The sequence below is a fragment of the Lentzea miocenica genome (assembly GCF_033949945.1).
Taxonomy (GTDB): domain Bacteria; phylum Actinomycetota; class Actinomycetes; order Mycobacteriales; family Pseudonocardiaceae; genus Lentzea; species Lentzea miocenica.
In genome coordinates this window covers 230,372-255,745 of sequence record NZ_JAXAVW010000004.1, presented here as the reverse complement: position 1 = coordinate 255,745, position 25,374 = coordinate 230,372, and the positions used below count along the sequence as shown (strand labels likewise).

General features: G+C 69.0%; 27 protein-coding genes. 13 read left to right on the top strand and 14 right to left on the bottom strand.

Annotation, left to right across the window (positions count from 1 at the left end; all coding sequences use genetic code 11):
• Positions 1-27 precede the first annotated feature (27 nt).
• From SK803_RS07030 to SK803_RS07010, 5 genes are read left to right on the top strand one after another with little or no spacing between them, the layout of a single operon-like run.
• Complete coding sequence (locus tag SK803_RS07030; protein ID WP_319964958.1) at positions 28-1,299, top strand: FAD-dependent monooxygenase; 1,272 nt, start codon at positions 28-30, stop codon at positions 1,297-1,299.
• A complete protein-coding gene (locus SK803_RS07025; protein WP_319964957.1) occupies positions 1,242-1,811 on the top strand; it encodes a TetR/AcrR family transcriptional regulator in 570 nt (189 codons plus the stop codon). The genes SK803_RS07030 and SK803_RS07025 overlap by 58 nt, the downstream gene beginning before the upstream one ends.
• Before the next feature lie 32 nt (positions 1,812-1,843).
• A complete protein-coding gene (locus SK803_RS07020; RefSeq protein ID WP_319964956.1) occupies positions 1,844-2,986 on the top strand; it encodes a glycoside hydrolase family 18 protein in 1,143 nt (380 codons plus the stop codon).
• A 4-nt stretch (positions 2,987-2,990) separates the two neighbouring features.
• On the top strand, positions 2,991-3,194 hold the full coding sequence (locus SK803_RS07015; protein ID WP_319964955.1) for a hypothetical protein: 204 nt from the start codon (positions 2,991-2,993) through the stop codon (positions 3,192-3,194).
• Positions 3,195-3,228: 34 nt separating this feature from the next.
• Positions 3,229-4,665, top strand: coding sequence for an amidohydrolase family protein (locus SK803_RS07010; protein WP_319964954.1), 1,437 nt, complete (start codon positions 3,229-3,231; stop codon positions 4,663-4,665).
• On the opposite strand, the gene SK803_RS07005 is transcribed toward SK803_RS07010, so the two are convergent.
• Entirely contained in the window at positions 4,662-6,038 is a 1,377-nt protein-coding gene (locus SK803_RS07005; RefSeq protein ID WP_319964953.1) for an FAD-binding oxidoreductase, read from the bottom strand. The genes SK803_RS07010 and SK803_RS07005 overlap by 4 nt on opposite strands.
• 156 nt (positions 6,039-6,194) lie before the next feature.
• Here SK803_RS07005 and SK803_RS07000 point away from each other — a divergent pair, with 156 nt between their 5' ends.
• The 5 genes from SK803_RS07000 (at position 6,195) to SK803_RS06980 (ending at position 14,061) form a co-directional block, all read left to right on the top strand.
• Positions 6,195-6,839 carry a DedA family protein gene (locus SK803_RS07000; RefSeq protein WP_319964952.1) on the top strand — a complete coding sequence of 215 codons (645 nt, stop codon included), beginning with the start codon at positions 6,195-6,197 and terminating at the stop codon, positions 6,837-6,839.
• Between the two features lie 88 nt (positions 6,840-6,927).
• Positions 6,928-7,902: an AAA family ATPase gene (locus tag SK803_RS06995; protein WP_319964951.1), complete on the top strand. Its 975-nt coding sequence runs from the start codon at positions 6,928-6,930 to the stop codon at positions 7,900-7,902.
• Positions 7,893-9,056: a DUF58 domain-containing protein gene (locus SK803_RS06990; RefSeq protein WP_319964950.1), complete on the top strand. Its 1,164-nt coding sequence runs from the start codon at positions 7,893-7,895 to the stop codon at positions 9,054-9,056. The genes SK803_RS06995 and SK803_RS06990 overlap by 10 nt, the downstream gene beginning before the upstream one ends.
• Positions 9,053-11,200: a transglutaminase family protein gene (locus SK803_RS06985; RefSeq protein ID WP_319964949.1), complete on the top strand. Its 2,148-nt coding sequence runs from the start codon at positions 9,053-9,055 to the stop codon at positions 11,198-11,200. The genes SK803_RS06990 and SK803_RS06985 overlap by 4 nt, the downstream gene beginning before the upstream one ends.
• Positions 11,197-14,061, top strand: a complete 2,865-nt coding sequence (locus SK803_RS06980) for a PKD domain-containing protein (protein ID WP_319964948.1) — start codon at positions 11,197-11,199, stop codon at positions 14,059-14,061. Before SK803_RS06985 ends, SK803_RS06980 begins: the two co-directional genes overlap by 4 nt.
• An 11-nt stretch (positions 14,062-14,072) precedes the next feature.
• On the opposite strand, the gene SK803_RS06975 is transcribed toward SK803_RS06980, so the two are convergent.
• The 3 genes from SK803_RS06975 to SK803_RS06965 are packed head-to-tail and all read right to left on the bottom strand — an operon-like array spanning position 14,073 to position 16,612.
• Entirely contained in the window at positions 14,073-15,128 is a 1,056-nt protein-coding gene (locus tag SK803_RS06975; protein WP_319964947.1) for a toll/interleukin-1 receptor domain-containing protein, read from the bottom strand.
• A 39-nt stretch (positions 15,129-15,167) separates the two neighbouring features.
• Entirely contained in the window at positions 15,168-15,755 is a 588-nt protein-coding gene (locus SK803_RS06970) for a nucleoside/nucleotide kinase family protein (RefSeq protein WP_319964946.1), read from the bottom strand.
• 11 nt (positions 15,756-15,766) lie between these two features.
• Entirely contained in the window at positions 15,767-16,612 is an 846-nt protein-coding gene (locus SK803_RS06965) for a PfkB family carbohydrate kinase (RefSeq protein ID WP_319964945.1), read from the bottom strand.
• Positions 16,613-16,646: 34 nt separating this feature from the next.
• On the opposite strand from SK803_RS06965, the gene SK803_RS06960 reads away from it, so the two are divergent.
• On the top strand, positions 16,647-17,624 hold the full coding sequence (locus SK803_RS06960; RefSeq protein WP_319964944.1) for a LacI family DNA-binding transcriptional regulator: 978 nt from the start codon (positions 16,647-16,649) through the stop codon (positions 17,622-17,624).
• Positions 17,618-18,349: a sugar phosphate isomerase/epimerase family protein gene (locus SK803_RS06955; protein WP_319964943.1), complete on the top strand. Its 732-nt coding sequence runs from the start codon at positions 17,618-17,620 to the stop codon at positions 18,347-18,349. The genes SK803_RS06960 and SK803_RS06955 overlap by 7 nt, the downstream gene beginning before the upstream one ends.
• Here the strand turns inward: SK803_RS06955 and SK803_RS06950 are convergent.
• Genes SK803_RS06950 through pyrE form a run of 4 tightly spaced genes read right to left on the bottom strand, consistent with a single transcriptional unit; the run spans position 18,339 to position 21,075 of the window.
• On the bottom strand, positions 18,339-19,436 hold the full coding sequence (locus SK803_RS06950; RefSeq protein ID WP_319964942.1) for a glycoside hydrolase family 76 protein: 1,098 nt from the start codon (positions 19,434-19,436) through the stop codon (positions 18,339-18,341). The two genes, SK803_RS06955 and SK803_RS06950, sit on opposite strands and share 11 nt — an antisense overlap.
• A 25-nt stretch (positions 19,437-19,461) precedes the next feature.
• Positions 19,462-20,127: a TrmH family RNA methyltransferase gene (locus SK803_RS06945; protein WP_319964941.1), complete on the bottom strand. Its 666-nt coding sequence runs from the start codon at positions 20,125-20,127 to the stop codon at positions 19,462-19,464.
• Positions 20,099-20,467, bottom strand: a complete 369-nt coding sequence (locus SK803_RS06940; protein WP_319964940.1) for a DUF2784 domain-containing protein — start codon at positions 20,465-20,467, stop codon at positions 20,099-20,101. Before SK803_RS06940 ends, SK803_RS06945 begins: the two co-directional genes overlap by 29 nt.
• A gap of 59 nt (positions 20,468-20,526) precedes the next feature.
• Positions 20,527-21,075 carry an orotate phosphoribosyltransferase gene (gene pyrE / locus SK803_RS06935; RefSeq protein WP_319964939.1) on the bottom strand — a complete coding sequence of 183 codons (549 nt, stop codon included), beginning with the start codon at positions 21,073-21,075 and terminating at the stop codon, positions 20,527-20,529.
• 71 nt (positions 21,076-21,146) lie between these two features.
• Here pyrE and SK803_RS06930 point away from each other — a divergent pair, with 71 nt between their 5' ends.
• Entirely contained in the window at positions 21,147-21,695 is a 549-nt protein-coding gene (locus tag SK803_RS06930; RefSeq protein ID WP_319964938.1) for an LURP-one-related/scramblase family protein, read from the top strand.
• On the opposite strand, the gene SK803_RS06925 is transcribed toward SK803_RS06930, so the two are convergent.
• The 6 genes from SK803_RS06925 to SK803_RS06900 form a co-directional block, all read right to left on the bottom strand.
• On the bottom strand, positions 21,696-22,151 hold the full coding sequence (locus SK803_RS06925; RefSeq protein WP_319964937.1) for a hypothetical protein: 456 nt from the start codon (positions 22,149-22,151) through the stop codon (positions 21,696-21,698).
• Positions 22,148-23,050, bottom strand: a complete 903-nt coding sequence (locus SK803_RS06920) for a WXG100 family type VII secretion target (protein WP_319964936.1) — start codon at positions 23,048-23,050, stop codon at positions 22,148-22,150. Before SK803_RS06920 ends, SK803_RS06925 begins: the two co-directional genes overlap by 4 nt.
• Entirely contained in the window at positions 23,047-23,361 is a 315-nt protein-coding gene (locus SK803_RS06915) for a hypothetical protein (protein WP_319964935.1), read from the bottom strand. Before SK803_RS06915 ends, SK803_RS06920 begins: the two co-directional genes overlap by 4 nt.
• Positions 23,362-23,398: 37 nt before the next feature.
• The gene (locus SK803_RS06910) at positions 23,399-24,172 is read right to left on the bottom strand and encodes an SDR family NAD(P)-dependent oxidoreductase (RefSeq protein ID WP_319964934.1); all 774 of its coding nucleotides are present in this window, start codon (positions 24,170-24,172) and stop codon (positions 23,399-23,401) included.
• A gap of 49 nt (positions 24,173-24,221) precedes the next feature.
• The gene (locus SK803_RS06905) at positions 24,222-24,398 is read right to left on the bottom strand and encodes an LPXTG cell wall anchor domain-containing protein (RefSeq protein ID WP_319964933.1); all 177 of its coding nucleotides are present in this window, start codon (positions 24,396-24,398) and stop codon (positions 24,222-24,224) included.
• Positions 24,399-24,586: 188 nt separating this feature from the next.
• Positions 24,587-25,321, bottom strand: a complete 735-nt coding sequence (locus SK803_RS06900; RefSeq protein ID WP_319964932.1) for a type III secretion system chaperone family protein — start codon at positions 25,319-25,321, stop codon at positions 24,587-24,589.
• Positions 25,322-25,374 lie beyond the last annotated feature (53 nt).

Sequence of the window (25,374 nt, the reverse complement as noted above, 5' to 3'; positions counted from 1 at the left end):
TTGAATACAGTGCTGTACTGTATTCGTATGGTCATCATTGCGGGGGCGGGTCCGACCGGCTTGGCGCTGGCGTGCGGACTCCGGCAGTTCGGGGTGGATGTGCGGGTCGTGGACCAGGCGGAGGGGCCGGCCACGACGTCGCGGGCGCTGGGGGTGCAGCCTCGCGGCGCCGAGGTGCTGGCGCGGGTGGGCGCGCTGGGCGACCTGCCGGAGAAGGCGGTCGAGCTCAGGGCGTTGCACGTCGACGGCAAGGTGGTGATGAACCTGGCGCGGATGGCGCAGGCCGGTGCGTTGATCGAGTCGCAGGCACTGGTGGAGGCACGGCTGCGCGACCGGCTCGCGACGCTCGGGGTCTCGGTGGAGTGGCAGACGCCGGTCTCCGCGGTGCGGGAGTGGGACTGGCTGGTCGGGTGCGACGGCGCGCACTCGGCGGTGCGGAAGATGGCGGGCATCTCGTTCGACGGAGTGCCGGTGATGGAGAACTTCTTCCTGCAGGACGTGCACGGCGCGTGGGACCTGGACCGTTCATCGGTGCACGTCCTCACCCGCGGCAACTCGATGACCGCACTGTTCCCGTTGCCGGGCAACGATCTCTGGCGGGTGATGTCCCCGGACGGCGCCCGGTGGACACCGGGCCCGGTCACCTCGACGGTGTGGGAGTCGACGTTCCGGATCCAGCGCCGGCTCGCGTCGGCGTACCGGCGGGGCAACGTCCTGCTGGCCGGCGACGCGGCGCACATCCACAGCCCGCTCGGCGGTCAGGGCATGAACACGGGGCTTGGTGACGCGGACAACCTGGCCTGGAAGCTCGCCCTGGTCGTGCAGGGCCGGGCGTCGGAACGGTTGCTGGACAGCTACGAGGCCGAACGCAGGCCGATCGGCGCGCAGGTGCTCAGGTCGACCACGCCCGCGACGCGGATGGTCCTGGGTTCCGGTCGTGCCGCCCGGATCCTGCGCGATCGCGTGATCTGGCCGTTGATGAACGTCGGTGTGCTGCAACGGAAGCTGATCCGTGCCGCGTCCCAGCTCGACGTCCGGTACTCCGGACCGCTGGGAGGACCGCGCGTGCCGCTGTTCGCGAAGGTCGGCCAGTGGGTGCTGGCGGGACCGGCGACGTGCCTGGAGGTGGCCGGGGACCGGCTCGGGGACGTCGTGCACCATGAACGCGCCGGTGACACGCTGCTGGTGCGCCCCGACGGCCACCTGGCGTGGCGCGGAACCTCCCCGGAAAGGCTTTCTGCGTGGCTGAACGAAGTGCTGGGCGCCCCCGAGACCCCGAGGCGGACCACGCGATCCTGACGGCGGCTTTCGAGCTGTTCCTGGAACGCGGCCTCGACGGCACCTCGATCGAGCAGGTGGCCAAGCGGGCGGGCGTGACCCGCGCGACGGTCTACCGCCGGTTCGCCACCAAGGAGGAACTCCTGTTCAGCGTGATCGAGCTGCCGCGCGACGTCGCGGCGCTCGATCCCGCACGCATGGCCGTCGCACCACCCGAGGAGATCGTGCGGGGCTGGGCGGCGCTGATGTCGACGGCGCAGGCGATCCAGCTGCTGCGACGGCTCGTGGGCGCGTCGGCGGACAACTTCCCGTTGATGCAGCGGTACTGGGAGCTGTTCATCGCGCCCCGCCGGGCCGTGCTGAAGGACGTCGTGCGTCCCGGTTTTCCGCCCGGTACCGATCTCGACGTCGTGGTGGACATGGCCGCGGGTGCGCTTTTCTACCGCGTGCTGACCCGCCCGGAGCAGTACCCGCCCGCAGAACTCGAGACCTATCTCCACAAGGTGTTGCACCAGGTCGGTTACCGCCCCTAGGTTCTAGTGGTCTGGACCACTGGAGGCCCGTGATGTCGTTGTTCCGCAAGGGATTGGCGGTCACCCTGGCCGCGCTTTCCGTCTCAGTTGGCATCGGTGTCGCCGACGCCTCGCCCAAGAAGATCGTCGGCGCCTACTACGGCAACTGGTACAGCGGCTCGAAGCCGATCTCGTCGATCCCGACGAACACACCGATCACGCACCTGTTCTACGCGTTCGCGCTGATCGAGAACGGCAAGTGCGTGATGCCCGCCGAGACCGCGGCCAAGGACTTCGCGGACATCCGGGACCTCAAGAAGCGCAAGCCTTCCCTCAAGGCGCTGATCTCGCTGGGCGGCTGGGGCGCCGGCGGTTTCTCCGACGCGGCACTGACCCGTGAATCCCGGTCCGTGCTGGTCAAGTCGTGCGTGGATCTCTTCTTCACCGACGGCACGTTCGACGGCATCGACCTCGACTGGGAGTTCCCGGTCTACGGCGGTCCGACGGAGATCACCGACCGGCCAGAGGACAAGCGCAACATGACGTTGCTGACGAAGGACTTCCGCCGCGCGCTCGGCAGGAAGCTCGTCACCGCGGCACTGCCCGCCGGCCGCCTGCAGACCGACGGCCCGTACGACCCGGCGAAGTCGTTCGAGCTCCGCGAGCTTTCGCAGATCATGGACTTCATCAACGTCATGACCTACGACCTGGGCACCGGCTTCTCGCCAGTGGCCACGTTCAACGCCGGGTTCCGCGAGGTCGCCGACGACCCGATGCCCGCGGCCGACCGCAGGTGGAACAACGTCGTCGGCGCCATCGACTACTACCAGCGCCACGGCGTCTCGCCGCGCAAGATGGTGCTGGGCACGCCTTTCTACGGCCGCGGCTTCAACGTGAAGACCGAGGGCCCGCAGCACGGCCTCTACCAGGCCTACGACAGCGCGTTCTGGGTCGACGGCTACGACGAGGCGCTGAAGCTGAAGGCGACTCCCGGCTGGAAGGAGTACTGGCACCCGGTCGCGCAGTCGCCGTGGCTGTACAACGCGGCCGAGAAGAAGTTCGTGTCGTACGAGAACCCGCGGTCGATCGGGATCCGCGCGGACTTCGCGCGCTCCCGCGGGCTGCTCGGCACCTTCATGTGGGAGCTCGGGCACGACGACGCCCAGCACTCGTTGCTGAAGGCGATGTCGCGCTGAAACCATGTGTCCTCAAGCGGAAGACCGCATCGCACTGCTGCGCCAGGCGTTGGCCAGCCGGGACGCGTGGCAGGTGGCGGCCGCACTGAAGTACATCGCCGACAAGCTGGAGCACGAGCACCGCGCGGCGCTGGTGCCCCAGCTCGTCGAACTCAGCGGCAATCCGCTGTGGGCGTGCGACGCACGTGCGGTGCTCGAAAGGATTTGAGTCTGACGCTACGTCAAGGTGTTGGTTGAACGGCATGACCGACACCACTCGACGTGAAGTGCTGGGATGGCTGGCCGGACTCGGTGCGGCAGCGGGCGCGGGCCTGCTCCTGCCCGGTCAGGCCGGCGCTTCCACCGCCGTCACCGCGCTGCGCGACGTCACGCTCATCGACTCGGCCGGCGTCCGGCCCGGCGCGACGATCGTGCTGGCGGACAACGAGGTTCTCGCGGTCGGCTCATGCGACCTGCCGTTGCCGCGCGGCTCCACCGTGCTGAACCTCACCGGCAAGTTCGTCATCCCCGGGCTGTGGGACATGCACGTGCACGGCGCGTACATGGACCGGATCACACTGCCGCTATGCCTGGTCAACGGTGTGACAGGCATCCGCGAGATGTGGGGCTTCCCGCCGATCTACGAGCTGCGCGAACGGATCGAGCGTGGCGAGGTGTTCGGACCTCGGCTGATCGTCGGCAGCTCCATCATCGACGGGCCGAACTCGACGTTGCCCGGCGCGTTGATCGTGAGCACTCCCGACGAGGGACGCGCGGCCGTGCGGGAAGCGAAGACGCAGGGCGCCGACCTCGTGAAGGTCTACTCGTACCTGGACCGTCCCACCCTCGCCGCCATCGCGGACGAATGCTCCAAACAAGCCATCACGTTCGCCGGGCACTGCTCCAACCACGTGCCGCTCGGTGACGCGAGCGACCTGGGGCAGCGCACCTTCGAGCACATGTACGGCCTGCCGCTCGCCACGAGCACGCGGGAAACCCAGCTGCGCCAAGCGATCGCGGACCTGCCGCTCGACCCGGCTGACACGTTCGCCTGGTTCAGGCAGGTGCTGGAGTTCGAACGGCAGGCAACGCTGTCGCACAGCGGAAGCAAAGCCGCGCAGTTGGCGAAACGGTTGCAGCGCAACAACTCCGCGCTGTGCCCGACGATGGTCGCGATGCGCGTGTACTCCAGTCCGGCGGACCGGTTCGTGAACGACCCGCGGGTCAAGTACCTGCCGGCCTTCTACCTGGACCTCTGGCGTGACGGCCTCAAGCGGTGGGTTCCGGTGACACCGCAGGAGATCCGCCGGCAGGCCGAGTTCTTCCGGCGCCGCCAGGACCAGGTCGCCGAGATGCACGACCACGGCGTCGAGATCCTGGTCGGCACCGACGCGGGCAACCCGTACTCGTTCTCCGGCTTCTCGGTGCACGACGAGCTGGAACTGCTGGTCGAAGCGGGCCTGTCCCCGAAGGCGGCGCTGAAGGCCGGCACTCGGGGCGGCACGGTGCGGCCCGGCGAGGCGGCGAACCTCGTCGTGCTGGACGGCAACCCGCTCAAGGACATCCGCAACACCCAGCGGATCCACACCGTGCTCACCCGCGGCCGGGTGTTGGGTCCGGCCGAACGGCAGCAGATGCTCGCCGATGTGGAGAAGGCCGCTCAGGAACCGTTCCCCCCAACCGCACGCACCTGTTGCTAGAGGCTGAACATCGAGCCAGGGTTGAACAGGTTCTCCGGGTCCAGCGCGCGTTTGATCTCGCGGTGGACCCGGAGGCCGACCGGCCCGATCTCCTTCGCCAGCCACTCGCGCTTGATCTTGCCGATGCCGTGCTCGCCGGTCACCGTGCCGCCCAGCGAGAGACCCACGGCCAGGATGTCGTCGAACGCCTTCTGGGCGCGCGCGAACTGGTCGGCGTCGGTGGGGTCGTAGACGATCGTCGGGTGCATGTTGCCGTCGCCCGCGTGGCCGACGACGGCGATCTTGAGGCCGACCTCCTTGGCGATGTCTTCGCAGCCCTGGATGAGCTCGGCGATGCGGGTGCGCGGCACGCACACGTCGTCGGTCAGCCACGAGCCGTAGACCTCCAACGCGGTGAGGACGGCCCGGCGCGCGGTCAGCAGGTCTCGGCCCTCGTTGACGTCGTGCGTCGAGTAGACGAGATCGGCTTCCAGGCAGATCTCCTCGATCTTCTGGAGTTCGTGCCTGGCCTGCTCGCCGCCCGCGTCGGACTGGCAGATCAGCAACGCCGCGCAGCCGGGTCCGGCGCCGAGTTCGGTCTTCAGGTACTGCTCGACGGCCTCGATCGAGGTGCGGTCCATGATCTCCATCAGGGACGGCACCAGGCCCTCGCGGACGATCCGGCTGACCGCGGCGCCGGCCGTGGCGGTGCTGCTGAACGCGGCGACCAGGGTGGCGGGGGCCTGCGGGAGCGGCTTCAGCGCCAGGGTGGCCTTGGTGATCACGCCGAGCGTGCCCTCGGAGCCGATGAACAACTTGGTGAGGTCGTAGCCCGCGACGCCCTTGACCGTGCGGCGGCCCGTCCGGAGCACCTCGCCGTCGGCCAGGACGACTTCGAGTCCCAGGACGGAGTCGGTGGTCACGCCGTACTTCACGCAGCACAGGCCGCCGGCGTTGGTGGAGAGGTTGCCGCCGATCGTGCACCAGTCGTAGCTGCTCGGGTCCGGCGGGTAGAACAGGCCGTTCTTCTCGACGGCGCCGCGCAGGTCGAGGTTGATCACGCCGGGTTCGACCACGGCGAGGCGGTTGTCGGTGTCGATCTCGATGATCGCGTCCATCTTGGTCGTGACCAGCACGACGCAGCCGTCGATGGCGTTGGCGGCGCCGGAGAGGCCGCTGCCCGCACCGCGCGGCACGATGGGGACCTGGGCGCTCGCGCAGGCCCGCACGACCGCCTGGACCTGCTCTGTGTTCAGCGGGAACACCACGGCCAGCGGGCTGCCGTGCGGCGCCAGCGGCATCATGTCGCGCTGGTAGCTCGCGGTGACATCGGCGTCGGTCAACACTCCGGAGTCGCCGACGGCGGTGCGGAGTTCAGCGAGCAACGTCTCCATATCTCCCACGCTAGTCCGATTCGACTGGTTCACTCGAAAGTGATCTCAACGGAAGGGTGTTCACGTGGTGACCGAGCGTGCTCAATCAAGATTTCGTCGTCCCGTCAGACCGATGTCGCCGTGCCGCCGGCGCAGCACGACGTAGGCTGGCTCACCGTGGCACATGCTTTCGCCTCGCTGGAGACCGCTGGTCCGGTGGCCGTGTGGGTCATCGTGCTCAGCTTCATCTTCGTCGAATGCGCGTTCATCTTCGGGCTCTTCCTGCCTGGTGACTCGCTGCTGTTCGCCGCCGGTGTGGTGCTGGCGACGCACAACAGCGAACTGTCGGCGTGGGCGCTGTCCCTCGTGGCCCTGATCGTGGCTGTCGTCGGCAACCAGGTCGGATACTTCATCGGCAGGGGCACCGGCACCCGTGTGCTCGCTCGCAAGGGCGGCAAGGTGCTGAACCGGCAGAACCTCAAACGCGCGGGCGACTTCCTCGACCGGCGCGGGTTCTGGGCCGTCGTGCTCGCCCGCTGGCTGCCCTGGATCCGCACGCTGGCGCCGATGATCGCCGGTGCCGCGCGGATGGACATCCGCCGGTTCACGCTGGCCACCACCCTCGGCGCCATCGCCTGGGTGCCGACGCTGGTGCTCGCCGGCTACTACGGCGCGGGCATCCTGCAGCAGCTCCCGTGGCTGGAGACGGCCGCCCTGGTCGTCAGCATCGCGTTCTTCCTCGGCGGCACCGGGTGGGGCATCTGGCGCTACCGCCAGGAGATGCAGAAGCCCATCGACGAAACGGTCGAAGTCGCTTCCTAGAGCACCTGCGCAATTCCTGTCGTTGTTTTGACATTGATCCCCTCCTGGGCCGATCGCAGACTTGTCTGCGACCAAACGGAGGGTGCGCATGTCCGACGTCAAGCACTTCGCCGATCGGTTCACCACCCTCGCGGGCAACGTCGAGACGTTCATCCGCGGCAAACCCGAGGTCGTGCGGCTGGCGCTGGTGTGCCTGTTCGCGCAGGGGCACCTGTTGATCGAGGACGTCCCTGGCGTCGCGAAGACCTCGCTGGCCAAGGCCATCGCGCGGTCCATCTCAGGCGTGAAACTGCGACGCATTCAGTTCACGCCGGACCTGCTGCCGTCCGACGTGATCGGGGTGCAGACCTACGACCAGGCCAATCACGTCTTCAAGTTCATCGAGGGGCCGGTCTTCGCCAACATCGTCATCGGTGACGAGATCAACCGCGCGTCACCGAAGACGCAGTCGGCACTGCTCGAGGTGATGGCCGAGCAGCAGGTGACGATCGACGGCCTGCCGCGCCCGGTGCCGGACCCGTTCCTCTGCATCGCCACGCAGAACCCGATCGAGCACCAGGGCACGTACGCGTTGCCGGAGGCGCAACTCGACCGGTTCATGATGCGGATCGAGGTCGGCTACCCGTCGGACCCGCTGGAGGAGATGCAGGTCATCACCAACGGCATCGCGCGCAGGACGCCCGAGCGGCTGCTGGAACCGGTGATGCAGGTGGACGACCTGCGCGGCCTCATCAAGGTGGCGCAGAGCGTCCACGTGTCCGATCCGATCAAGAACTACATCGTCCAGGTCGCCATGCGCACGCGCGGCCACGACTCGGTGCGGCTCGGCATCAGCCCACGCGGCTGCATCGCGCTGGCCGCCGCCGCGCAGGCGTACGCGGCCGCGCAGGGCCAGGACTTCGTCGTCACGGACGACGTGCGGGCAGTGGCGTTGCCGGTGCTGAGCCACCGGGTGCTGCTCAAGCCAGAGGCGCGGATGCACGGCGCGAACGTGGAGACCATCCTCAACGGACTGCTCAGAGACGCCGAAGGCGTGCCTGCGCCGCGGAAGCGATGGGCCTGACCAGGGGCGGTGTCACCGTCGCGGTGGCAGGGGTGGTGCTGCTGGGCGCAGGCCTCCTCGCCGACTACCCCGAGCTGGTGCTCATCGCCCTCGCCTGCGCGGCCGCGTTCCTGGTGGCCGCGCTCTGGATGCTGCTGAGGCCGGAGCTCACCGCGACGCGCGCCGGGATCTGGCCGTTGCGGGTGACCGAGGGTGAGGAAGCCGGTGTCACGCTCGTCGTCGTGAACAACGGGCGCCGCCGCAGCCCACCGGTGTCGCTGGTGGAGAAGGTCGGCGGGCACCCCGTCTCGATCGAAGTGCCGAGCCTCGCCGGTCGCAGCAGCCACCGCCACCACTACGACCTGCCACAACTGCGCCGCGGTGTGCACGTGCTGGAAACACCGGAGGTGGGGCACTCCGACCCGTTCCGGTTGATGAAGATCGGCAGCACGTCCGGGACGGAGTCGGTCGTGCGCGTCCATCCCCGCGCGCACGTCGTGGCCGCGCCGCCGACGGGCGGGCCGCAGGACGCCGAGGGCCCGACGTCGAGCGGGTCGCCGCAGGGTGGCGTGGCGTTCCACAGCCTGCGCGACTACGTGCCGGGCGACGACTGGCGGCTCATCCACTGGCGGTCCACCGCTCGCACGGGCAAGGCCGTCGTGCGCCATCACGTGATCCCGGACGAACCGCGGCAGCTGGTCGTGCTCGACACCCGGCGAGCGTCGTACCCCAGCGAGAGCTTCGAGGACGCCGTGCGGGTGGCCGCGTCGCTGGTCCGCGCGGCGAGCCGGGCGGCGTTCCCGCTCGACCTGCGCACCACCGCCGACGTCCGGACCGGGGACCACCGTCCCGCCGAGTGGTGGTCGACCGACGAGCTGCCCGCTCTGGATCTGCTGTCCACCGTGGAGCCCGACGACGGCGCCGGCCTGCGCGGGCTGCCCGGCCTCGTGGCGGACGTCGCGTCGAGCATCGAGGGTGTGGCGCTGACCGTCGTCACCGGTTCACCGCACGCCGAGGAGCTGGCCTGCCTTCCGGCCGTCAGGTCGCGGTTCCTCATGATCAGTCTCGTCCGGATCGGGGAGAGAGCCGGCGCCGAACCGCCCGGTGCGGTCACCGTCGACGCCCGCACCAGCACCGAGTTCGCCGCGCTGTGGAACGAGCTGGTGACGCGATGATCCGATGGCTGACCACGCTCCTCTGCGCCGCGCTCGCCGCGACGAGCGGGCTGCTGTACGCGGAGTTCTTCGCCACCAACGGTTTCCTGCTTCCCGTGCTCGCCTCCGCAACCGCAGGCGCGCTCATCGCGACGCTCCACTGGCGACTCGGCGGCGCCCTTGCGCTGGCGTTCGGCGTATTCGCGCTGCTCGTCGCCTACCTCGCGCTGCGGGACACGCTGTGGGGCTTCGTGCCGACCCCGCGGACCGGGCTTGAACTGCTGCGCGGCATCGGGGGCGGCTGGGCGCGGATGCTCACCACCGGGCTGCCCGCCGATGTCCGCGGTGAACTGCTGGTCACGCCGATGCTGCTGACCTGGGCCGCCGCGTTCATCGCCACTCGCATCGCGCTCCGGCACGGCAACGCACTGGCTCCGACGGCACCGCCGCTCGTGGCCTTCGTGATCTGTCTGCTCTTCATCGCCAAGCGGCCGGGCTCGCACCTGGACGTGGCGGCGCTGTTCCTGACGCTCGCATTGACGCTGGTGTTGTTGCGCGCCAACCGAAGCGCGACACCGAACCGGCGGATGAGCGTGACCAGGGTCGTGGTCGGGGCACCGACGATCGGCGTGGTCGCTGCGCTCGCATTCGTCGCGACCAGCGCGCTCGGCTTGGGTGACAACCGCTTCGACCCGCGCGAGCTGCGGCCACCACCACCGTTGGCGAGCGACGCCGTCACGCCCCTCGCGGCGGTGAAACGCCAGCTCCGCCAACCAGAACCCGACAGGCTCTTCACCGTCCGCGTGAGCGAGTCCACGGTGGACAAGATCAGGACCGCCGCGCTCGACCGGTTCGACGGCGCGTTGTGGACGTCCAGCGACTCGTTCCCCGCCGCGGGCCACGAGCTCGCGGCCGACGCCGACGGCAGCACGTCCTTGCCGATGACCGGCGAGGTCACGATCGACCGGCTCACCGGGCCGCACCTGCCGGTCGCCGGGTGGCCGACCAGCCTCGAGACGCAGACGCCGATGGGGTTCTGCGACTCTTCCGGCACGCTCATCGGCACCGGCCGGATCAGCGGAACCACCTACCGCTTCAGCGCTCAGCTCAGTCCCAGGGACGAGGGGCTGCTCCTCGCCCCGCCCAGCTCGACGCCGAAGTACCGCCGCTACACCGAGAAACCCGCAGGCATGCCGGCCAGGCTGCAGGTGCTCGCGCTGGAGATCACCAAGGGCGAACGCACCCCGTACGGGCAGCTGACCGCGCTCGAGAAGCACCTGCAGTCGTTGCCCTACAGCCTCGACGCCCGGCCCGGCCACTCCTACGGCGCGATCATGCGGATGTTCGACGGCACTCAGCCTGGTGACTCCCAGGCGTACGCCGAACAACACGCTTCGGCGTTCGCGGTGCTGGCCCGCCTCCTGAACCTGCCGAGCCGGGTCGCCGTCGGGTACCGCCTGCGCGACGCGAAGGACGGCCAGTTCACCGTGACGTCCCACGACGCGCACGCGTGGGCCGAGGTGCACTTCAGCGGCTACGGCTGGGTGGCGTTCGAACCGACCGACCTCACCAAGGTCCCCCCGGACCCGCACGACCCGATGAACAACGCCGCGTTCGAGTCGATCGCGCAACAGGTGCCGCAGGAGTCACCAGAGCTCGACCCGATCGTCACCGAGAAAGGCGACGACTCCGGTTCGCTCGGCCGCACGATCCGGCAGGCAGCGCTGGTGACGGGACTCGGCCTGGCCGGACTGATCGTGCTCACGGCAGGCACGATCGTGCTGACGAAGGTGCTGTGGCGGTGGCGAAGACGGCGCGGCGCCCCGGCCGATCGCGTGCTCGGGGCGTGGCGCGAGTCGCTGGACCGGCTGGTGGAGCGCGGGCTCGCGGTGCCGGTGACCCTGACCGCCCGCCAGGTCGCCGCGACGTCGAGGTCCGGAACCCTGCACCGCCTCGCCCCGATGGCCGAGGCCGCCGTGTTCGCCGCGGACGAACCGAACGACGACACCGTCCGCGCGGCCTGGGCGCTGGAGGCCGCGATGCGCCGTGAGCTGCACCCGAGACGCCTGTCGCCAGGCCGGTTCCGAGCCGCGCTCAGCCCACGCCCGCTGCTCATGGCGTGGCGGCAATGGCGGCTCGTCCGCAGAGCAGAGGTGCGCCGATGAACAGCAGGCGCCGTCTCTTCGCCTGGACGGCAACGACGATCGCCGCCGCGACGGCGCTGGCGTTCGCCGGGCTGGCCGAGCAGTACCCGGCGCCAGAGGTGCGGCTGCACCCAGGAGTCGTGTGGCTCGCGTCCAACGGCATCGGCCACCTCACGCTCCTCGACGGCACGTCCGAGGAGGTCGCGGCGAGCGTCAAGGTCGCTGATCCGGGCACGAAACTCGGTGCGGTGCAACAGGGTTCGACCGGCTATGCGGTGAACCGCGGTGCGGGCACGGTGACCAGGATCGACGGCGCGACGCTCATCGCAGGGGCAGCGGCCACCCCGTTGCCAGGCGCCGAGAACGCGCTGACGATCGTGCCGGCAGCGGACGCCGTCTACGCGCTCAACGCGAGCAAGGGCGTGCTCACCCGCACCGACCCGGCCACGCTCGCTCCCATCGGTCAGCTCCAGTCGTTGCCGCAGCACACGCAGGACATCGCCGTGCAGGGCAACGCCCTGTGGGCGATGGACCCGAGCACCGGAGCGCCGACCCGGTACGCCGGTGGCAGCCGGACTCCCGCACGGCACAAGGGCACCCCGCGGGTCGCCAAGCTCACCGACGGCCCGGTGCTCGTCGACCAGGACCGCCGGGTGGCAGAGCTGCTCGACCCGGACAGCGGCAATCCGCTGAAGTCGGTCACGATCGACGCCGGGGTCCACGACGAGATCGCGATCGCGGGCAGCACCGACCGCGTGCTCGTGTCGATCGGCGCGCGAGGACTGGTGCTGTCGTGTGGTTACGCCGAGGGCCAGTGCACTCCGGTCGAGGTGGACAAGGGTGAGCTGGGGCCTGCTGTGGTGGCGGCGGGTCACGCGTTCGTCCCCGACTACGGGCGTGGCCGAGTCTTGATCATCGACCTGGCGACCGCCGGGCTCGTGCACGAAGCAGAGATCTTCGGCGGGAAGAGGAACTTCGAGCTGATCAGCCGCGACGGGTACGTGTTCTTCAACGACCCGGACACCGACCAGGCCGGTGTGGTCGACATCAACGGCAGGGTGAAGCCGATCCCGAAGTACGACCCGGCCAAGCAGACCGGCAACGACCCGCAGGTGCCCGACGACCAGAAGAAGGACCAGGAGCAACAGAGGCCCGACCCGGTTCCAGACCCGAACAACCCGAATCGGCGGGACGACCCGAGCCGGCCGGGCGAGCAGCGGGTGCCGCCGGCGACCGGATTCCCTGACGGCGGTGGCATCACCGCGAGGGACGTGTCCATCGAGGTGCGGCCGGGCACCCGGCTCGGCGTCGGCGAGGAGGCCGAGTTCACCGTGCGGGTGAAGGACAACGCCGTCGCTTCCGCGCGCTGGACGTTCGGCGACGACACCACCGGTACCGGGACGACGGTGCGACATCAGTGGGATCGCACCGGTACGTACCAGGTCAGCGTGTCCGCGGTGACCGTGTCCGGGCGGCGTGCTCCCGTGGCGACCGTCGCGATGACCGTCTCGTCGTCCCCCAGCGGGGTGACGTTGAACATCTCCTCGATCAGCGTCCAGCCACCGACACCGCTGACCGGGCAGCCGGTGAACTTCAGCGCGGCGGTCGAAGGTCAGCCGGAGCGCTGGGAGTGGACGGTGTCCGGTCCCGGCGGCACCACGCCGTCGGGCGAGAAGGACTTCCAGCAGGCGTTCACCTCGCCCGGCCCGTACGTGGCGACCCTGCGCGTGTTCCGCGGCGAGATCGTGGACGAGGAACGCCAGACCTTCACCGTCGCACTGCCGCAGACCGGTGTGCAGTGCGGTGACCGGATCACCCAGAGCGCGCTGCTCACCGGGCATCTGCAGTGCGGCAGCGGGACCGGGGTCACGATCGGCGGCAACGACGTGGTGCTCGATCTCGGCGGCTTCACCATCTCCGCCGGCACCGGCGTGGTCGTGGACGGCGTGTCCGGAGCGGTCATCCGCAACGGCGACATCGAATCCGACCCGACCACCGGTGTTGTGCTGACGAACACCAACGGCGCCCAGATCATCGACATCACGACCATCTCGGGCATGCAGGGCACTGACGCGGCCAACACCCAGCTGACCAGGGTCACGACCAGCCAGGCCGGCGGTGCGCTGATCACCACGACGTTCCGCAGGTCGTCGGTGACCATGTCCGGCGGCGGTTTCATCATCGACACCTTCACCTGCACGGAGAGCTCGTCGTGCGTGTTCGACGGCGCCGCCCTCGACGCCGTCTGGATCACCTGCGACCTCGACCTCAACTCCTCGCTCACCGTCCTCGGCGGCACCATGGAGGTCGGTGACGTGCGGTGCCGCTCGGTGGTGCTGAGCAACCTGGTGCAGGGCACCATGAACACCCTCGCCGCACAGACCGCGACGATCACCGACAGCACGATCACCGCGACCGCGGGCAACGGGCTGCTGCTCGCCGCGGCATCGGTGACGATCCTGCGCAACAACTTCAGCGGTGGATGGCACGGCCTGCAGGTGCGCGACGAGCCGCCGTTCCCCGGTGGGTTCCTGCAGAGCGGGTCGATCAGCGGGAACAGCTTCTCGAACCACGGCGGCGTCGGCCTGTTCATCAACACGCTGAACCACCGGCCGGGCAACGTGCTCATCGACAGCAACACGTTGACGTCCAACGGCCACGACAGCGACTCGCAGGTCTTCGACAAGGGAGGCAATCGCGTCAACGACGGCTTGCGCCTCTACCTGCCGTTCGGCAGCGACATCAGGTTGTCCAACAACATCTCGGACAACAACAACCAGTTCGGCATCTGGGTCGGCCCGAATCCAGGCGGTGTGGCCAGTGCGAGCGGCAACCAGGCGAGCGGCAACCCACAGGGCTGCCACCAGATCAGCTGCTCCTAGCGGCGTGGCTACTAGCGGCCGCGATTCCGGTTCTCGATCGCGGCCGCCAGTTTCCGCTGTGCTGCCGCGAGGATTTCCGCGCCGAGCAGGCGTTCCAGCCTGGCCGCCATCCGTTCGCCGACCGGTGAGCCGCGCCGGGCGAACTCACCGAGCGACGGCGCCGCCACCGAGTCGTGCACCTCGATCAACGACCGCAGGTACTCGTACTCCTCGAAGGCGTCCTCGTACCGCGTGTCCCGCACCAGGTCGAACACCGGCCGCAGCACCCTGCGCAGCCGCGTGCTCAGCAGCCCGTCCACGTACTGGGGATCGACGACCCGGTACAGCGGCATCGGATGCCCGTGCAGCGCCTCCCACACCAGCTCGTCCCGTTCCACCGCGGTGGCGGCCACCCCGTAGGCGTACGACACGAGCAGTGCCGCATACGCAGGTGCGGCCGAGTTGCGGACGCGACCGATCGCCCAGTCGACGTCGTCTCCGTCCCGCACGGCCTCCGCGACGCCGCGCAGCACGTCCGCGAAGGCCTCCTCGCACGACGTGAACCACGTCGCGACGGCCGGCCGCACCCGGTCGGAAGGCAGGTCTCCTAGTTCCGGGAAACCGGGGCAGCCGCTCACCGCCCGGCCGATCCTCGTCTGCAACGGCACCGCCCAGGCCGGTGGCGAACCGAGCGGCGGCCGTTCGGAAACGTCGTAGATCGCCCGCAGCACCCGTTGCAGACCCAGCTGGACGTCGGTGGGGTCGACGTCGATCCAGGTGATGTCGAGCAGCGCGGGAGGGATCTCCACGTCGTCGATCCGGATCGGGATGACCCTGATCCTGCCGCTGATCCGCAGGTTGATCGCGGCGCGCACCTCCTCGGTCATCCACCGCGACGCCGCGCTGTGCTTCGACAGCACGGCGATCAGCACGTCCGACTTCGCGATGCCCTCGTCGAAGAGCTGCCCGACGAGGCTCTCGCCGAGCTTGAGCTCCCACCGGTCGACCCAGGCCCTGACCCCGTTGTCCCACAGCGCGAGGCTGAACGGGATGACGAACCGCTCCTTGTCCGGTCCCGCGTGGCTCATGAACACGCTGGGCGATCTGTCCGAGGTCAAGGCACCCGCCTAAAGCACTTCCGTGATCAGCAGATCCGCTGATCCCTTCGACGAGTTGACCATCAACGCGTTGACGTGGTCCGTGCCGTGCAGCACCCGTTCCTCCGCCTCCGACAAGGTACGCCCGTACCGCAGGTGGCGGTCGATCAGGCGTTGCACGCGCACGTCCTCGTCGATGAACAGGAACCACGCCTCGTCCAGGATGATCCGGACGCGCTTCCACTTGTCGTAGTTGAGCAGCAGGTAGTTGCCCTCGGTGACGACGAGCGGGACGTCCGGGTGCACCGGCACCGCGCAGGCGACCGGTTCCTCGATCTCGCGGCGGAACTGCGGCGCGTAGATCATGTCCGGCCCGCACGCCTTGATCCGGCCGAGCAGGTCCACGTAGCCGGGGATGTCGAACGTGTCCGGCGCGCCCTTGCGTTCGACCAGCCGCAGCCGTTCGAGCTCGCTCTGCGCGAGGTGGAAGCCGTCCATCTCGACGAGCACCGCCTGGCCGTCGAGGGCCTCGACGAGCCGTCGCGCGAGTGTCGACTTGCCAGAACCCGGTGCGCCTCCGATGCCGAGAATCTTGCGCTCACCCTGATCCGTGAGCACTCGAGCCCGCTCTAGCAGCTCGTCGAACCTGACCTGCTGTCCTGCCACCGTGCCAGCCTCTCAACCCAGTCCCCGACCGCGCCGACGCGAACAGCGGCCGCTTGCGACGCGAAGCCGATGGCCTCCACCGGGTCCGCACCTGACGCCAGCGCGTAGGCGTACGCGCCGTGCCAGACGTCCCCGGCACCGTTCGTGTCCTTCACCTCCACCGAGGGCACGGGCACCTCTCCGGTCGAGCCGTTCCGCGACCAGGTCACCGGTGCCGCACCCTGCGTGCGGATCACCAGCGGCACTCCGAAGGCGTGCACCTCGGCGTCGGACCGCTCGAACCCCGAAGCGCAGGCGGCCACGTCCACCAGCGGCAACAGGTGATCGAGGACAGGTTTCCAGCTCCCGGCGTCGAGCACCACAGGCAATCCAGCTGCTTGCGCCTGCCGGGCGACGGGGATCACCAGCCCTTCATGGTGTCCGTCCAAGAGCACGACGTCCGCGGCGGCGAGCAGGCCGGACAAATCCGGCGCCGTGACGGGCACCGAGGCGTTGCGCGAGACGACCGTGCGCTCCCCATCAGCGTCTCTGACGACGACCATGCTCACCGGGGTCGTGCCGGCCACGGCGGTGACTTGGACCGGGTCCAAGGAGGCCCGGACGAATTCACCCAGTGCGTCGGCACCCAACGCGGTGAGCAGTGACGATTTTCCGCCCAGGGCCGCGACGGCACGGGCCGCGTTCGCCGCGGGACCACCGGGCGACAGGACCGCGTCGAGCGAGCGGACCTTCTGCCCGGGATCCGGGAAGGCGTCCACCCGTTGAGTCACGTCGAGAGTTGTGAGCCCGACACACAGCACGGCTGCCATCAGGGCTTCCTCCATACGGGTAAGGTCCCGGGCCATGGTCACCATGCGGGATGTCGCGGCTCTCGCGGGGGTCTCCATCACCACGGTGTCACACGTGATCAACGAGACCAGGCCCGTCGCCGGAGACACGCGAGAGCGCGTCCAGAAAGCGATCGACGAAACCGGGTACACGGGTGACGCCATCGCGCGATCACTGGTCATGGGTGGCACCAAGTCGCTGGGCCTCGCGGTGTCGCTGGTCTCCCACCCGTACTTCGCCGAGCTGATCGCCGCTATCGAGAACGAAGCGACGCGCAACGGCTACTCGCTCGTGCTGATCGACACCAGAGACACCCCCGAGTCCGAGCAGACAGCGGTCAGAATGCTGCGCTCACGAAGAGTCGACGGCTTGTTGCTGACACCGTCTGCCGGCACCGGAGGCAGCCTCGTGCTGCCGGAGCTCAAGAAGCTCGGCATCCCGACGGTGCTGGTGGACCGCCTGACCGTGGCCAAGGACATCGACCAGGTCGGCCCGGAGAACGTCCAGGCGACCTCGGGCCTGGTGAAGCACCTCGCGGAACTGGGGCACCGGCGGATCGGCATCGTCTGCGGCAAGACGGGCGTGGCGACGACCGAGGAACGCATCCTCGGCTACCGCCTCGGCCTCGGCCGCGCGGGCCTGAAGTGGGACGAGGCGCTGGTCTCGCAGAGCGGCTGGCTCGCGCCCCTGCTCGACCAGGACGACCCGGCGACCGCCGTCGTGGCCGCTGACCACCTCGTCACGGTCGGCATGCTGCACGAGGCACGTGCCCGCGGCCTGAAGCTCGGCACCGACCTGGCCGTCGTCGCGTACGACGAGGTCGAGTGGGCGACGTTGATCGAACCGCCGCTGACCACGCTGGCCCAGCCGGTCGAGGAGATCGGCAGGACCGCGGTGAAGCTGCTGCTGTCCAAGATCGCCGACCCGGAACGGCCGCCGGAGACCATCCGGCTCTCGCCGTCACTGATGCACAGGCAGTCCTGCGGATGCTGATTCCCGGCCTCGTCTCGGTGACGTTCCGGCAGCTCACGGTCGAGGAGATCGGTGAGCTGGCAACGGAGTGCGGGCTGCAGGCCGTGGAGTGGGGCGGCGACGTGCACGTGCCGCCCGGCGACTTCGCGGCCGCGCGGCGGGCGTTGGACACCGGCCTGAAGGTGGCCGCGTACGGGTCGTACTACCGCGCGGGTGTGTCCGATCGCGGTGACCTGGCGGCGATCCTGGAGACCGCGGCCGAGCTGGACGCGCCGTTCGTGCGGGTCTGGGCCGGGACCGCCGGTTCGGCCGAATGTCCTGACCGCGCACCGGTGATCGAGGCGTTGCAGCACGCGGTCGAGCACGCGGACGCGATGGGCACGAAGATCGCGTTGGAGTACCACCGGAACACGCTGACGGACACGTTGGACTCGACGGTTCAACTGCTCGACGAGGTCGACGGCGTGGTGTCGTACTGGCAGCCGCGCGGAGGCCAGGACGTGTTCTCCGCGGTGCACGAGGTGCGGACGCTGGAACCGGTGACGGCACACGTCTTCTCGTGGGGTCCCGGTGGTTTCACCGAACGGCTGCCGCTCGCCGCGCGCCGCGACCTGTGGAAGCCGGTGCTGACCGAGCTCGCGCGCGACGGCATCGAGCGCAACGCGTTGCTGGAGTTCGTGCTCGACGACTCGCCGGAGCAGTTCCGCGAGGACGCCAAGACGCTGCTGAGCTACCTCAAGCAGTAGCGACGTTCAGGCCGTGCCGTTCGAGCAGGGCCGCGGACTCCAGGCACATCCAGCCGCCGAGCTGGACGGACAGGTCGCGTCCCTCGCGCTCGTCGGCAGGAACCGTCCACTCCGGACCGAACAGCGGGCCGCTCACCGCCATCACGCGGTTGAGCCACGCCGCCTCCGCTGACTGGACGACGAGCTCCCTGGCCAGATCCGCGGTCTCGTGCCGGTCCGGGTCGAGGTCGGGGATCGTCAACGCGGCCTGGGCGAGATAGCGCGTGAGGATGCCCGCGAACAGACCGCCGTCACCGCCGCCCTGGCCCCTGATCACGCCGTTCGTCGCCAGGTCGTCGTGCACCGCGGTGATCGTGCGGGCGGCCTTGTCGAGCCACTTGTCGGCCTGGCCGTGCTGGGCCAGCTCCACGCACGCGCCGATGAGAACTCCTTGGCAGTACGTGTAGATGTTCTTCTCGTACTCGCGGATCTCACCGTTGGGGTGGACGTGCAGACCGTCCCACGCGAGGCCGCTGCCGGGGTCGACCAGGTTGTCCTCGACCCAGTCCACGATGGACCGGGCGCGGGCGAGGTCGGTGCGTTCGTTCTGGCGGGCCAGGAAGATCGCGGCCGGGCCGTTCGCGGGCACGTTCTTGAAGTCGTCCTTGCGCTTCCACCAGATACCGCCGCCGGCGTGGTCGGTCCAGCCGTCCCGCAGCCGTTCGGCGATGGCGCTGAGCGCCTTGGGTTTCGCGACACCGACCTCGTGCTGCGCGCGTTGCAGGGCGAGGCCGAGCCACGCGATGTCGTCGTAGAAGTCGTTGGTCCAGCCGAGGACGTTGCGCACCCGGATGCCCCGCACGACCTTGGTGATCGCGGCCTTGCGCAGCTCGTTGGGCGAGCGCAGGTAACCGTCGATCATGCAGTCGAGCAGGTGCGCCTGCCACCAGTAGTTGAAGCTGGAGTGCAGCTTGTCCCGGAAGAGCGGGGGCCAGGCCCGTGCTCCGAGGAGCGTGCCCGGCACACCCCAGACCCGTCGAAGGTGCCTGGAGTACACCGCGCGCTCCGCGACACCCGCGCGTGCCGCCAGCAGTTTCGCGATCACCACTGGCTCATCGTGAGTGCTTGACCGGTCAAGAAGCTCGATGAATCACCCAGTGGTAGAGACCCATCGCCACAGAAGTTGTCAGGTTGTAACTGCTGACCTGGTCCCGCATGGGCAGCCGGACGATCCTGGTGGCCTTCGCGCGGACCTCGTCCGACAGGCCGTGGCGCTCCGAACCGAACGCCAGCACGGCGTTGTCGGGGATCGGACCCTTCAGCAGGTCGCCGTCCGCGTCGAACGCGATCAGCTCGCCCTCGAAGTCGAGGCTCGTGGCTTTGCCGACCGGCAACGCGAAGTGCAGGCCGGCCGATCCCCTGAGCACGTTGGGATGCCACGGATCGACGTCACCGGTGGAGATCACCCCGCCCGCGTCCAGACCCGCCGCCACCCGGATGGCCGCACCGAAGTTGCCGAGGTTGCGCGGGTTGTCGAGCAGGACGATCGGAGCGCCCCGGTCGAACGGCAGCTCCGGCCGGTCCGCGAATCCGGCGACACCGGTCGGATGCGTACGGCCGATCTTGTGCACGAACGTGGCCCGGTCGACCTCGGTGGCCTGCCGGAAGGCTTCGACCAGGTCCGGCGCGTGCGACTCGGCGAGCTCGACCGCGTCGGCCAGGTTCGTGGTGAGCAACGGGCGCACCTCCGCGCCGAAGCGCAGGGCGTGCTTAACCGTGTGAAAGCCTTCGAGCAGCACGTGCGCCAGCGTAGAACCCGATCCACGAGACGATCACGATCGACCCCAGCACCAGCTGGACCAGCGTCGACGCGCTCTCCGGGTACCAGACGCCGTCGATGTAGTGGTCGATGAACCCGGTCCCCAGCGACGGCATCCCCGCCTGAGCGCGGAAGAACTCCTCCGCGGTCGTGAGCGGGCACGTCACCGGCACCAGCAGACTGAGGATCGCCCACGCACCGATCGTCAGATGTGCGTAGATCACGCCACGCCACCGCCATGCGATGAACCCACCCACGAGCAGGAACGCCAGCACGGCGAAGTGCAGCATCATGACCGCTTCGGCGAAGAACCTGGCCATTCGCACCACCCCGCCTTCCAGACTAAGACGGGGTGGCTCGAAGCGCTCTCGATAAAACCTCAGGCCAGGCCGAGGTCGTTCAGGTCGAGCAGGTACCGGTACTGCAGACCCTCGGCCTCGATGGCCTCTTTTGCACCCGTACCGCGGTCGACGACGGTGGCGACACCGATGACGTCGGCCCCGTGCTCGCGCAGCGCGGTGACGGCCGTGAGCACCGAACCGCCCGTGGTGGAGGTGTCCTCAACTGCAAGAACACGCTGCCCGCGCACGTCGATGCCCTCGATCTGCCGCTGCATGCCATGCGCCTTGCTCGCCTTGCGCACCACGAACGCGTCGAGCACGTCACCGTCGATCGCGGCGGAATGCATCATCGCGTAGGCAACGGGATCCGCACCGAGTGTGAGACCGCCGACAGCGACGAAGTCCCAGTCGCTGGTGAGCTGCCGCAGCAGCTTGCCGATCAGGGGGGCCGCCGCGTGGTGCAGCGTCGCCCGCCGCAGGTCGACGTAGTAGTCGGCTTCCTTGCCGCTGGAGAGAGTTACCTTGCCGTGCACCACGGCCAATTCGCTCACAAGACGAGCGAGTTCCGACTTAGCGTTCGCGTCCAAGACCACTTCAGTTCGCACGGGTCGCTAGCTTCGCACACACGGGCCGTCAGTGCCTCGTACCCTGCATCACCGTGAGCACCCTCTACGTGGAACAGCCGTGGACGTCCATGAGCCTGTTGTTCCGGCCGCACTACCGGGTGGAGGTGTTCGACGAACACGACACGCCGGTCATGGTGGTCAGCGAGCGCAGCGGACCGGGCCTGCAGCGACCGCTCCGGCACACCGGGTTCTCCGGCTGGACGACGTTCGACCTCGACGTCGTGGCACCGCACGGCCAGCCGATCATGCACATCGACAAGCAGTTCGGACGGCGTCCGCACGTGCGGGTCAGCACGCCGCAGGGACAGTTGATCGGGACGATCAAGACGCACGGCGCCTGGCAGCAGTCACTGCACGACGCGAACGGTCAGCAGCTCTGCTTCTTCGGCGACGTCGGGCGGATCGAGACCGGCGCACGCGCCAAGCGGGGCGGCAGGCGCGTCCGCCGGGACCGCGTCGAGATCAACCCTCAGGTGACCGAGCCGGTGCGCTCGCTGGCGACCGCCTGCGCGGTCGCCTTCGACGTCGTTCGCGGCACCGGGACCAGCCACCTGAGCGGCAGCGGCACCTGGCCGGCCTGACTACCAGGCGTCCTTGCGGAAGTGGCTCGGGCCGTCGTCCTCGTCGTCGTCATCGGCACGGCGCGAACGGACCGGCGGCTGCGGGACCGGGTTGCCCGACGCGATGATGTCGTCGATGTCCTGGCCCTCCTCGATCGCACGGTAAGCGCGCTGGAGGTCCGGCACGCCGACGGCGAGTGCCTTCTGCACACCCTCGTCGTTGATCGCGCGGCCAGAGGCGACGTCAGCCCACGACATCTCGCCGGCGTCGACGCGCCGCTGGAGGTCCTTGAGCTCCTTCGGCGCGCCCGGCGACTTCGCGAAGCGTTCGATCTCGGCCAGGTCCTGCTCGGAGAGCCCGCGCGACCGGCGCTGCACGTGCGATGCGGCCGTCGCGACCTTCCCGAGATCGTCGATCTTGGAGTCCACGTCGTTGATCAGCGCCTGCAGTCGCGCCTGGTCGTACGGGAACGTCATTGCTGACCACCACTGGGAGCCGGAGCCGGCGCGGGAGCGGGAGCAGGGGAGCCACCCGAGCCCGAGCTGGAACGGCCGGAGGCCGCGGACCCGGCCTTGCCGAGACCGTAGGCACCCAGGCCGACACCGATCGCACCGGACTTCGCGGCGGCCTTGCCGTTGTCGAACTTCTGCTTGCCGTCCTGCACGCCGTCGACCACGTCGAGGAAGTCGTTCACGTCCTTGACGTCCTTGAGCTTCATCAGCGCCGTGCCCATCGCCACGATGCCGTCGACCATGCCCTTGACGCCCTCGATCAGCGTCATGATCGACTGGATGATCTTGCGGATGGCGTCGACGATCTGGATCGCGTCGTAGACCATCCACACCGCGCGGCCCCAGCCGACGACCGGGATCACCGCGGTCATCGCGGCCTCGAGCAGCATGGTGCAGAGCTTGTCGAGCAGGAACAGGGCGATCTTCGTGGCCGAACGGCACGCGGACGCCATGGACTGGAACTTGTTGCCGATGATCCGGGCGACCTGGGAGTCCGCCTCGATCGCGATGACCCACATGGTGTCCATGCGGCGCTCGAAGCCCTGCGCGGCCGCACCGTCCCAGTGCGGGCCGAGCTTGCCCGCGCCCTCGCCGACGTTGTGCCGCACGGAGTCCAGCGCCTTCGCGACCTGGTCCCACGCGTTGGCGTTGGCGTCGATCTTCTCGAAGTCACCGACCAGCGGGGTGATCAGCGCCTCGATCAGGTTCTCGCCGGTGACCTTCTCGTAGATCCAGTTGACGCCCTGCAGCTTCCACCCGGCAGCCTCCATCAGCTCCTTGGTGGACTGCCGGCCAGGGCGGTCCTCGGCGGCGGCGTTGAGCGCGGCCGACGGGTCCTGGACGTCTGCGTATGCCGTGGTCATCGGCCACCCCCGGCCTGCTTCATCAGCTGAACGCCGTGAAGGTCGACCTTCTCGTAGGTTTCGGCTGTCTTCTTCAGCGCGTCGGAGTCCTTGAGCATCATCTTGTTCGCGAAGTCCAACGTCTCCCCGTACAGGTTCGCGACGCCGGTCACGACGGGGTGCAGCAACGTCAGCAGGCCGGTGAACCCGCTGGTGTCACCGCCCTTGGAGATCGCGTGGTCCTTGATGGTCAAGAAGTGCTGGGCGTTGCGGTCCAGCAGCTCGCTGTACCCGCGCAGCTCGTTCGGTTCGACATGGAACTGTTCGCTCACGAGGGCTCCGACGCGCCATTCGGCCGAACGGTTCCGCTCAGGTCCGGCCGCGACCGCCGGCGAAGCGCGACGCCATCTTGCGCACGAGGGCTCGCGGGAGCAGTCGCGAGATGATCACGACGGCCTTGTACTGCAGGCCGGGGATCGACAGCGGCTTGCCGCGGCGCAGGTCGCGCAGGGCCTCGTGCACCAGCCGGTCGGCGTCGACGTAGAGCCAGCCCGGCGTCTTGGACATGTCGATGTTGGCCCGCTTGTGGAACTCGGTCCGCACGAAACCGGGACACAGCGCCATGATCCGCACGCCCGAACCCTCGGCCGCGAGGTTCATGCCCTCGGAGAACGTCGTCACCCACGCCTTGTCGGCGCTGTAGCTGGTACCGCGGCCGGGCAGGAAGCTGGCCACGCTGGACACGTTGATCACGTCGCCCTTGCCGCGGGCGATCATCGGGGGGATCGCGGCCCTGGACAGGCGCAGCACCGTCGCGACGTTGACGTCCAGCTGGGCCTGCAGCTTCTCGATGTCGGCCGCGAAGAACTCGCCGGTGTTGGCGAAACCGGCGTTGTTCACGAGGAGGTCGACCGGCGACTCGGCCAGCCGTGCCTCGACCTTGGCGCGGTCGGTCCTGTCGCTGAGGTCCGCGGGCAGGACGTCGACGTGCACGCCGTGACGATCGCGCAGCTGCTGCGCGACCTCCTCCAGTGCGGACGCGGTGCGCGCGACCAGCACGAGGTCGTATCCCTCAGCCGCGAGCCTGCGGGCGAAGGCGGCCCCGATCCCGACGGTCGATCCGGTCACCAGTGCGGTTGGCATGCCACCGAACGGTAGTCGGAAAATCGCCGGGGCCGAAGGCCGCCGATGATCACACTTCGCGTTTCGCCGGGCGGCGAAGCACGACGAGGCGCAGCGCGAGGCCCGAAACGACCAGCGCGACTCCGCCGAACAGCAACCATCCGACCGACGCACCCGTGTTGGCCAGCGTCACGACGGACGCGGTGCCGGCTACTGCGGCGGGCGGAACCACTTTTCCTCCGTACATCGTGCTTCCCTCCGGGGGGTTGGGGACACGACGACTTACGCACGGAGTATCTGAATCGGGCCCAGATGTTTTACACGGAGTGAAGTGTGATGTAGCTCACACCACTTCCGCGACGGTCCGGAACAGCGCTGGTTGGAGTGGGACGACGGACGGTACGTATGCCCGGCGCTCACCCACCGTCACATGAGTTACGGCTGCTTGCGACCGAACGACGGCCGGTAGACCTCGCCGCCCTCGTCGTCCTCTGCCACCGGTTCCTCGCGCTCGGAGGGGTCCGGGTCGAACGGGTCGATGACGTCCGCGAGCTCACCGACGTCGCGCAGCAGCCGCTCCAGGCGGGCGGGCGACGAGTTCGGCGGCGCGGCGGCCAGCACCCAGTCGTTCTCCATCCAGACGACCGTGACGTCGCCACCGATCTCCTCGGCGGCGTCGATCAGGTCCGGCGTGATGATCTTGCGGGCGGCCGGGACGTCCGTGACGAACGCGTACCGCGAGCCGACCGGCCCGAGCAGGTCCGGCATCGGCATCTTGTCGTTGTCGCGCTGGAACGGAACCGTCGACAGCCAGAGTTCGATCACCACCGACAACGCCCGGCGGCAGCGCACGCCGACCAGCACGGAGTTGACCTTGCCACCGGTCTCGTGGTCGAGCACGTAGACCTGCCGCCGCCCGTCCGCGGTGAAGGTCGAGCCCGCCACCACGTCCCGGGCGAGCCCGGTGCCGTAGTAGGCGATGGCGCCCGCTTCCCAGCGCGTCGGGAGCACGTGGTCTGTCTCCTCGAACTGCCAGCCGCGCAGGGCAGCCCAACGGCGCCGTTCACGATTTCGGGCGGTTCGTTGCGCACGGTCGGTCGCCAGCAGGGCGAACCCCGCCACACCCGCCACCGCAGCGACGGTGAACCAGACCCACGCCGGTATGTCCACAGCTGAAGCGTAGTGGGTCGGACGCGTGGAACGAAGATCACTTCCACGCGTCG